Source organism: Micromonospora sp. NPDC003776, assembly GCF_053605645.1.
This window is the reverse complement of record NZ_JBSGJR010000387.1, coordinates 1-6,833: the sequence shown is the minus strand read 5'-3', so window position 1 is coordinate 6,833 and position 6,833 is coordinate 1. Positions and strand designations below refer to the sequence as shown.

Below are 6,833 nucleotides of genomic sequence, written 5' to 3'. Positions count from 1 at the left end.
GGCACCCGCCCGGGAGACGGCGGCGGCGGGTACGGGTCGGCCCCCGCGACCCCGGCGGCCGGGCCGGGCCCGCCGCGCCCAGCGCCGGCGGTCGGGCCGGCGGCCTCGCCACCCAGCCAGCCCGCGAGCGGTCCGGGGCGGAGCACGGCCAGCCCGGCGCCGGCCACCACGAGCACGAGCACGGCGGCCAGCACCGCGAGCAGTCGGGACCGGCTCCGGCGGCCCGGCGCGGGCGGCGGGGGCGGGGCGGCGCCGGCCGGCGGGACCGGCGGGCTCACCGGGATGCCGGCGGAGGCGTCGTGCCCCGGCCAGCTCACCGGGGCGGCGGAGTATGGTCGCGGGTCGGACCCGGCGGCGGGACCGGGGCCACCGCCCGGGTTCGTCCCGGGGACCCGGACCCGGCCGGAGGCGGAACCCGCGGACTTCCGTCCGTCAACCCCTTCGGGGCGGTAGTGTGAATCTTCCCTCCCCACGACCCCCTCCTCCCCCGCTCAAAAGCGCCCTGGGTGACACTACTTCGGTCCGAACACTATGCGGCGGCCGGAGCCGGCGGGGGTCATTCACCTGCGCGGGAGGGCGGCGCCACTGGTTTCCGTTAGCCAGCGTGGGCAAACGAGGGAGCGTGGAAGATGGATTTCGACGTCACGGTTGAGATCCCGAAGGGTCACCGCAACAAGTACGAGGTGGACCACGCGACCGGCCGGATCCGGCTGGACCGCACCCTCTTCACCTCCACGCAGTACCCGGCGGACTACGGCTTCATCGAGGGCACCCTGGGCGAGGACGGCGACCCGCTGGACGCCCTGGTGCTGGTCCCCGAGCCCACCTTCCCCGGCTGTCTGATCCGCTGCCGCACCATCGGCATGTTCCGGATGACGGACGAGAAGGGCGGCGACGACAAGGTCCTCTGCGTTCCCTACGAGGACCCGCGCCAGGAGCACCTGCGGGACATCCACCACCTGGGCGAGTTCGACCGGCTGGAGATCCAGCACTTCTTCGAGGTCTACAAGGACCTGGAGCCGGGCAAGTCGGTGGAGGGCGCGACCTGGGTGGGCCGCACCGAGGCCGAGGCCGAGATCCGGGCGTCGTACCAGCGCGCCAAGGAGGCCGAGGAGCGCGGCGAGCAGCAGCACTGACCTGACCTGCGTCGACGGGCCCGGGCCGCTCAACCGAGCGACCCGGGCCCGCGCGCATGCTCAGCCGAGCAGGCCCCGGGCCCGGTCGTAGAGGTCCAGCACCGCGCAGGCCACCGGGACCACCGAGACCACCAGCGCGGTGTCCGCCAGGTCGGCCAGCCGACCGAGGTACGGGGAGACCGGTCGCCGAGCGTACGTGGCGCCGGCCGCCACGGCGGTCAGGGCCAGCAGCAGCCCGCCACCAGCCAGCACGAGCCGGCCGGCCGGTCCGGCGGGCCCGGCGAGGATCGCGCCGAGCAGGGCGTACCCGGCCAGACCGGCGGCCACCGGAGGCACCCGGTGCCGGACGGCCACGAAGAGCCGGGAGCGCAGCAGCAGCACGGCGCAGCCGACCGCGGCGAGCAGCCGACCGGCCGGGCCGCCCGTGGTGGCCAGCACCGCCGTGGCGGCCACCGCCAGCACGGCGTGCCCGAGCAGCAGCCCGCTCAGCACCTCCTCGGTCCGGGCCACCGCCGCGTACACCCGCCCCTTGTCCGGCAGGTCGCGCACGGCCGGACCGCCGGCCGGGGTGGCAGCGGGCAGGGTGATCGGCGGCAGCGGCACCTTGCCGAGCCGGAGGGCCACCAGCGGCAGCCCCCCGAGCGCGAAGACCAGCACGCAGAGCAGCACCGCCGCGGTGCCGGCCGGGTCGAGCAGGAGCGCGCCGAGGGCGGCGGACGCGCCCGCGAGACCGGCGGCCGCGCCGGCCACGAAGACCCGGCCGCAGCTGGCCACGCCGAGCAGGCCGAGCACCGAGACCAGCAGCAGCGCCACCGAGCCGGCCAGCAGCTCGGGTGCGCCGACCCAGCGCAGCGGGGCGAGCGGGCCGACCGGGTCGCCGGTGCCGACCGCCACCGCGCCGGCCGCGGCGGCCCAGGGCAGCGCGTACCCGCCGAGGGTGGTGCCGGCCGGGCCGTCGCCGTACGCCCGGGAGGCGGCGGTGCCGGCGAGCACCAGCAGCAGCGCCACCCCGGCCGCGACCGGCCAGGCGGTGCGCACCCCGGGTCCGGCGGCCAGTACGGCGAGCAGCCCCACGGCCAGCGGCACGCTCGCCCCGATCAGGGTGGCGAGCCGGGTGGCCGCCGGCGACCAGGCGGCGCCCCGGCGGCGGGCCCCGTCGGCGATCGCCTCGACCACGTCGTCGTACTCCAGTTCGGGCCACTCGGCCCGGGCCGGTACGAGGTGCAGCACCTCGCCGTCGCGTACCCCCTGGGGGAGCAGGGCCTGCGCGGTGGCCAGCACCGCGCCGTCGGTGCGGCGCAGCACCCAGCCGCCGTGCCGTTCCCCGTCGTCGGCCAGCCCCTCCCCGGCGTGCCGGAGCACCTCGGGCAGCAGTTCGGCCAGGGGCACCTGTTCCGGCAGGGCCACGTCCACCCGCCGCTGGGGAGCGCTGATGGTGACCCGCGCCAGCCCGGTTGTCATCGAGGCCTCTCCATATCGATCGCGACGGGTGACTGACGGATAACAGGACTTTACCTACGATGAGCCAGGCTCGGGTTACCGAGAGCCATGGGGAGGCTCAGTGTGCACTGTCGTCATCAGGCGGCCGCCGCGCCGCCCGGCGCCGGAGATCCCGGCCGGCGAGCTGCCCGTCGAGGCGCCGCCGGAGATCCCCGCGCTCACCGGGGGGCGCTGGCAGCAGGCGCTGATGGTGCTGCCGATGCTGGGCGGCACGGTGGCGATGGCGATGATGTTCGGCCGGGGCGGCGGGGCCTACTCGTACGTGGTGGGCGGGATGTTCGGCCTCTCCTCCGTGGCGATGCTGGTGACCTCCTGGGGCGGCGCCGGCCCACGCCGGTCCGAGATGATGGCCGCCCGTCGGGAGTACCTGCGCCACCTGGCCACGCTGCGCCGCCGGGTGCGGGAGACGGCCGGGGCGCAGCGGGCCGGGCTCTACTACCGTCACCCGGACCCGGGCCGGCTCTGGTCGACGGTGGAGAGCCACCGGGTCTGGGAACGCCGGCCCGGCGACCCCGACTTCGCCGTGGTCCGGGTCGGGGTCGGCCCGCAGACCCTGGCCACCCCGCTGGTCCCGCCGGTCACCCGGCCCCTGGAGGAGCTGGAGCCGATGACCGCGGGAGCGCTGCGGCGCTTCCTCGACGCGTACTCGGTGGTGCCGGACCTGCCGGTGGCGCTCTCCCTGCGCAGCTTCGCCCGGGTCTTCGTCCGCGGCCCGATCGCCGGCCCGGTCGGCGGCTCACCGGCCGCGCGAGGGCTGGCCCGGGCCGTGCTCACCCAGCTCGCCGTCTTCCACGCCCCCGACGAGCTGCTGATCGCGGTCTGCGCCGGCCCGGAGCGGCGGGCGGCCTGGGAGTGGGTGAAGTGGCTTCCGCACGCCCACCACCCGAGCCGGACCGACGCGCTCGGGCCGGTCCGGCTGGTCACCAGTTCGGCCGTCGAGCTGGAACGGCTCCTGCACGACGTGCTGGCCAGCCGGTCCCGGTTCAGTCCGGCCGGCCCGGCCACCGACGGGCCGCACGTGGTGGTGCTGCTCGACGGCGGCGACCTGACCGGGGCGACCGAGCTGACCGGGGACGGCGGCATCGACGCGGTCACCGTGCTCGACCTGGACACCCCGCCACCCCGCCTGCTCGACCGGTACGCCCTCCTGCTCGACCTGGTCGACGGCCGGCTGTACTCGCGCTCCGCCGAGGGGCACGCCGAGGTCGGCACCCCCGACGCGCTGGCGATCGCGGACGCCGAGGCGGTCGCCCGCCGGCTCGCCCCGCTCCGCCTCGCCGGTCCGGTACGCGGACCGGACGCCGCGCCCGGCGCCGAGCCGGGCCTGCCCGAGCTGCTCGGCATCGGCGACCCGGAGAACTTCACCGCCGAGCAGGGCTGGGCGCCCCGGGCCGCCCGGGACCGGTTGCGGGTGCCGATCGGGGTGGGCGCGGACGGCGGGGCGATCGAGCTGGACCTCAAGGAGTCGGCGCAGGACGGGATGGGTCCGCACGGCCTGCTCATCGGGGCCACCGGTTCCGGCAAGTCGGAGCTGCTCCGCACCCTCGTGCTGGGGCTGGCCGCCACGCACAGCTCGGAGCAGCTCAACTTCGTGCTGGTCGACTTCAAGGGCGGGGCCACCTTCGCGTCGTTCGACCGGCTGCCGCACACCGCCGCGGTGATCACCAATCTGGCCGACGCGCTGCCGCTGGTCGACCGGATGGTCGACGCGATCAACGGCGAGCTGACCCGTCGGCAGGAGCTGCTCCGCCGGGCCGGCAACTTCGCCAGCCTGCGCGACTACGAACGGGCCCGGGCCGCCGGCACCCCGCTCGCCCCGCTGCCGTCGCTGCTGCTGGTCTGCGACGAGTTCTCCGAGCTGCTGTCGGCCAAGCCCGACTTCATCGACCTGTTCGTCCAGATCGGCCGGTTGGGCCGGTCGCTCGGGGTCCACCTGCTGCTGGCCTCCCAGCGCCTGGAGGAGGGGCGGCTGCGCGGGCTGGACACCCACCTGTCGTACCGGATCGGGCTGCGCACCTTCTCGGCGCTGGAGTCGCGGACGGTGCTCGGGGTGCCGGACGCGCACGAGCTGCCCCGCACGCCCGGGCACGGCTACCTGCGCGCGGGCACCGACCCGCTGGTCCGGTTCAAGGCCGCGTACGTCTCCGGCCCGGTCCGCCGACCGGGCGGGCCGGCGGGCGCGGCGGGCGGCGGCGCGCCCCGGTTGCTCACCTTCTCCACCCACCTGGTGCCGGTGCCCGAGCCGCCGGCCCCGCCCGCGCTCCCGGCCACCGAGGACGCCACCGGGAGCCTGCTCGACCTGCTGGTGGGGCGGCTGGCCGGGCAGGGTCCGCCAGCCCACCAGGTCTGGTTGCCGCCGCTGGACGCCTCCCCGGCCCTCGACGAGCTGCTCGGCCCGGTGGGCGTGGACCCGGTCCGCGGCCGCACCGTCGCGAACCCGGAACTGCACGGCGCCCTCCAGGTGCCGGTGGCCGTGGTGGACAAGCCGCTGGAGCAGCGCAGGGACCTATTCTGGCTGGCCCTGGACGGGGCGGCCGGGCACGTGGCGGTGGTGGGGACCACCCGCAGCGGGCGGTCCAGCCTGCTGCGCACGCTGGTCTGCGCGCTGGCGCTCACCCACACCCCGGCCGAGGCGCAGATCTACTGCCTCGACTTCGGCGGTGGCGCGCTCGGCGTGCTGCGCGACCTGCCGCACGTCGGCGGGGTGGCCGGGCGCACCGACGACACCGCCGTCCGCCGGACCGTCGGGGAGATCGCCGGCCTGCTGGCCCAGCGGGAACGGCGGTTCGCCGAGGCGGGGGTGGAGTCGGTGGCCGCCTGGCGCCGGCGGCGGGCCGCCGCGCTGGCCGGCGGGCAGCCGGGCACCGACCCGTTCGGCGACGTGTTCCTGGTGGTCGACGGCTGGAACGTCCTGCGCAGCGACTACGACGACCTGGAACCCCTGGTCACCGAGCTGGCCACCCGGGGGCTGGCGTACGGGGTGCACGTGGTGGCGAGTTCGCTGCGCTGGTCGGACTTCCGCCCGGCGATCCGCGACCTCTTCGGCTCCCGCGTCGAGCTGCGCCTCGGCGACCCGTCCGACACGGTGGTGAGCAAGCGGCAGTTCGCGGTGACCGTGCCGGAGGGGCGGCCGGGGCGCGGCATCACCGCTGGCGGGCTGCACTTCCTCGCCGCCACCCCCACCGTCGGCGCCCTGGGTGGCGAGACGACCGACCTGGTCAAGGCGGTCGCCGGGGCCTGGACCGGGCCGGCCGCGCCCCCGGTACGGCTGCTCCCGCCCGTGCTGCCGTACGCCGAGCTGGACCAGGGCGCGACCAGCGGGCTGGCCTTCGCGATCGGGGTGGCCGAGGCGGACCTGCGCCCGGTGGTGCTGGACTTCGCGGTCGAGCCCAACTTCGTGGTGTTCGGCGACGCGGAGTGCGGCAAGTCGTCGTTCCTGCGGGCACTGGCCACCTCGATCGTCAACCGGTTCACCCCCGATCAGGCGCGGGTGATGCTGGTCGACTACCGGCGCAGCCTGATGGGCACGATCGAGACGCCGCACCTGATCGGGTACGGCACGGCCGCCCCGCACACCGCCGAGCTGATCGATTCGGCGGCCGGCTACCTGCAGGGGCGGCTGCCCGGCCCGGAGGTCACGCCGGCCGAGCTGCGCAGCCGGTCCTGGTGGACCGGGCCGGAGCTGTTCGTGCTGGTGGACGACTACGACCTGGTGGCCGGCGGGCCGACCAACCCGCTGCGCGCGCTGGAGGAGCACCTGCCGCACGCCCGGGACGTCGGGCTGCACCTGGTGCTGGCCCGTCGCGCCGCCGGCTCGGGCCGGACGGCGTTCGAGCCGGTCATCCAACGGCTCCGGGAGCTCTCCACGCCCGGCCTGGTGATGTCCGGCGGCCCGGAGGAAAGCGCGCTCGTCGGGCAGGTGCGGGCGGGACCGCTGCCGCCGGGCCGGGGTCGGCTGGTCACCCGGCGCGACGGGGTCCGGTTGGTGCAACTGGCCTACCTGCCGGCGGGGTGAGTGGTGTCACCGAGTTGCACCGGGGTACCGCACGGACCCGGTAATCTCCGAGCAGCATGGTCTTGTCGCGATGAATGGCTGAGGAATGTGACCAGGGATCGGCAGGGGGCTCCGACCGGGGCCCGGCGCGTCCTCGGTCGGGCGCTGCTCGGTGTGGCTGCCGCGGTGGCCACCGTGGCCGG

The 6,833-nt window shown here is 76.3% G+C and carries 3 protein-coding genes and 1 pseudogene; 2 read left to right on the top strand and 2 right to left on the bottom strand.

Annotated features, from left to right (window positions below; translation table 11 throughout):
- A pseudogene (locus tag ACWEVO_RS25660) lies at positions 1 to 317 on the bottom strand (D-alanyl-D-alanine carboxypeptidase/D-alanyl-D-alanine endopeptidase); the annotation flags it as partial.
- A 312-nt stretch (positions 318 to 629) separates the two neighbouring features.
- On the opposite strand from ACWEVO_RS25660, the gene ACWEVO_RS25655 reads away from it, so the two are divergent.
- The gene (locus tag ACWEVO_RS25655) at positions 630 to 1,136 is read left to right on the top strand and encodes an inorganic diphosphatase (RefSeq protein WP_452310072.1); all 507 of its coding nucleotides are present in this window, start codon (positions 630 to 632) and stop codon (positions 1,134 to 1,136) included.
- A 60-nt stretch (positions 1,137 to 1,196) separates the two neighbouring features.
- Here ACWEVO_RS25655 and eccD read toward each other — a convergent pair whose 3' ends face one another.
- Positions 1,197 to 2,597: a type VII secretion integral membrane protein EccD gene (gene eccD, locus ACWEVO_RS25650; RefSeq protein ID WP_452310071.1), complete on the bottom strand. Its 1,401-nt coding sequence runs from the start codon at positions 2,595 to 2,597 to the stop codon at positions 1,197 to 1,199.
- 100 nt (positions 2,598 to 2,697) lie between these two features.
- Here eccD and eccCa point away from each other — a divergent pair, with 100 nt between their 5' ends.
- Positions 2,698 to 6,651 (top strand): type VII secretion protein EccCa, encoded by a 3,954-nt coding sequence (eccCa, locus tag ACWEVO_RS25645; RefSeq protein ID WP_452310070.1) that lies wholly within the window; start codon positions 2,698 to 2,700, stop codon positions 6,649 to 6,651.
- Positions 6,652 to 6,833: the final 182 nt, after the last annotated feature.

Excerpts from the sequence above, each read along its gene's own strand:
- eccD (WP_452310071.1), bottom strand. The coding sequence starts at position 2,597 with ATGACAACCGGGCTGGCGCGGGTCACCATCAGCGCTCCCCAGCGGCGG.
- ACWEVO_RS25655 (WP_452310072.1), top strand. The coding sequence starts at position 630 with ATGGATTTCGACGTCACGGTTGAGATCCCGAAGGGTCACCGCAACAAG.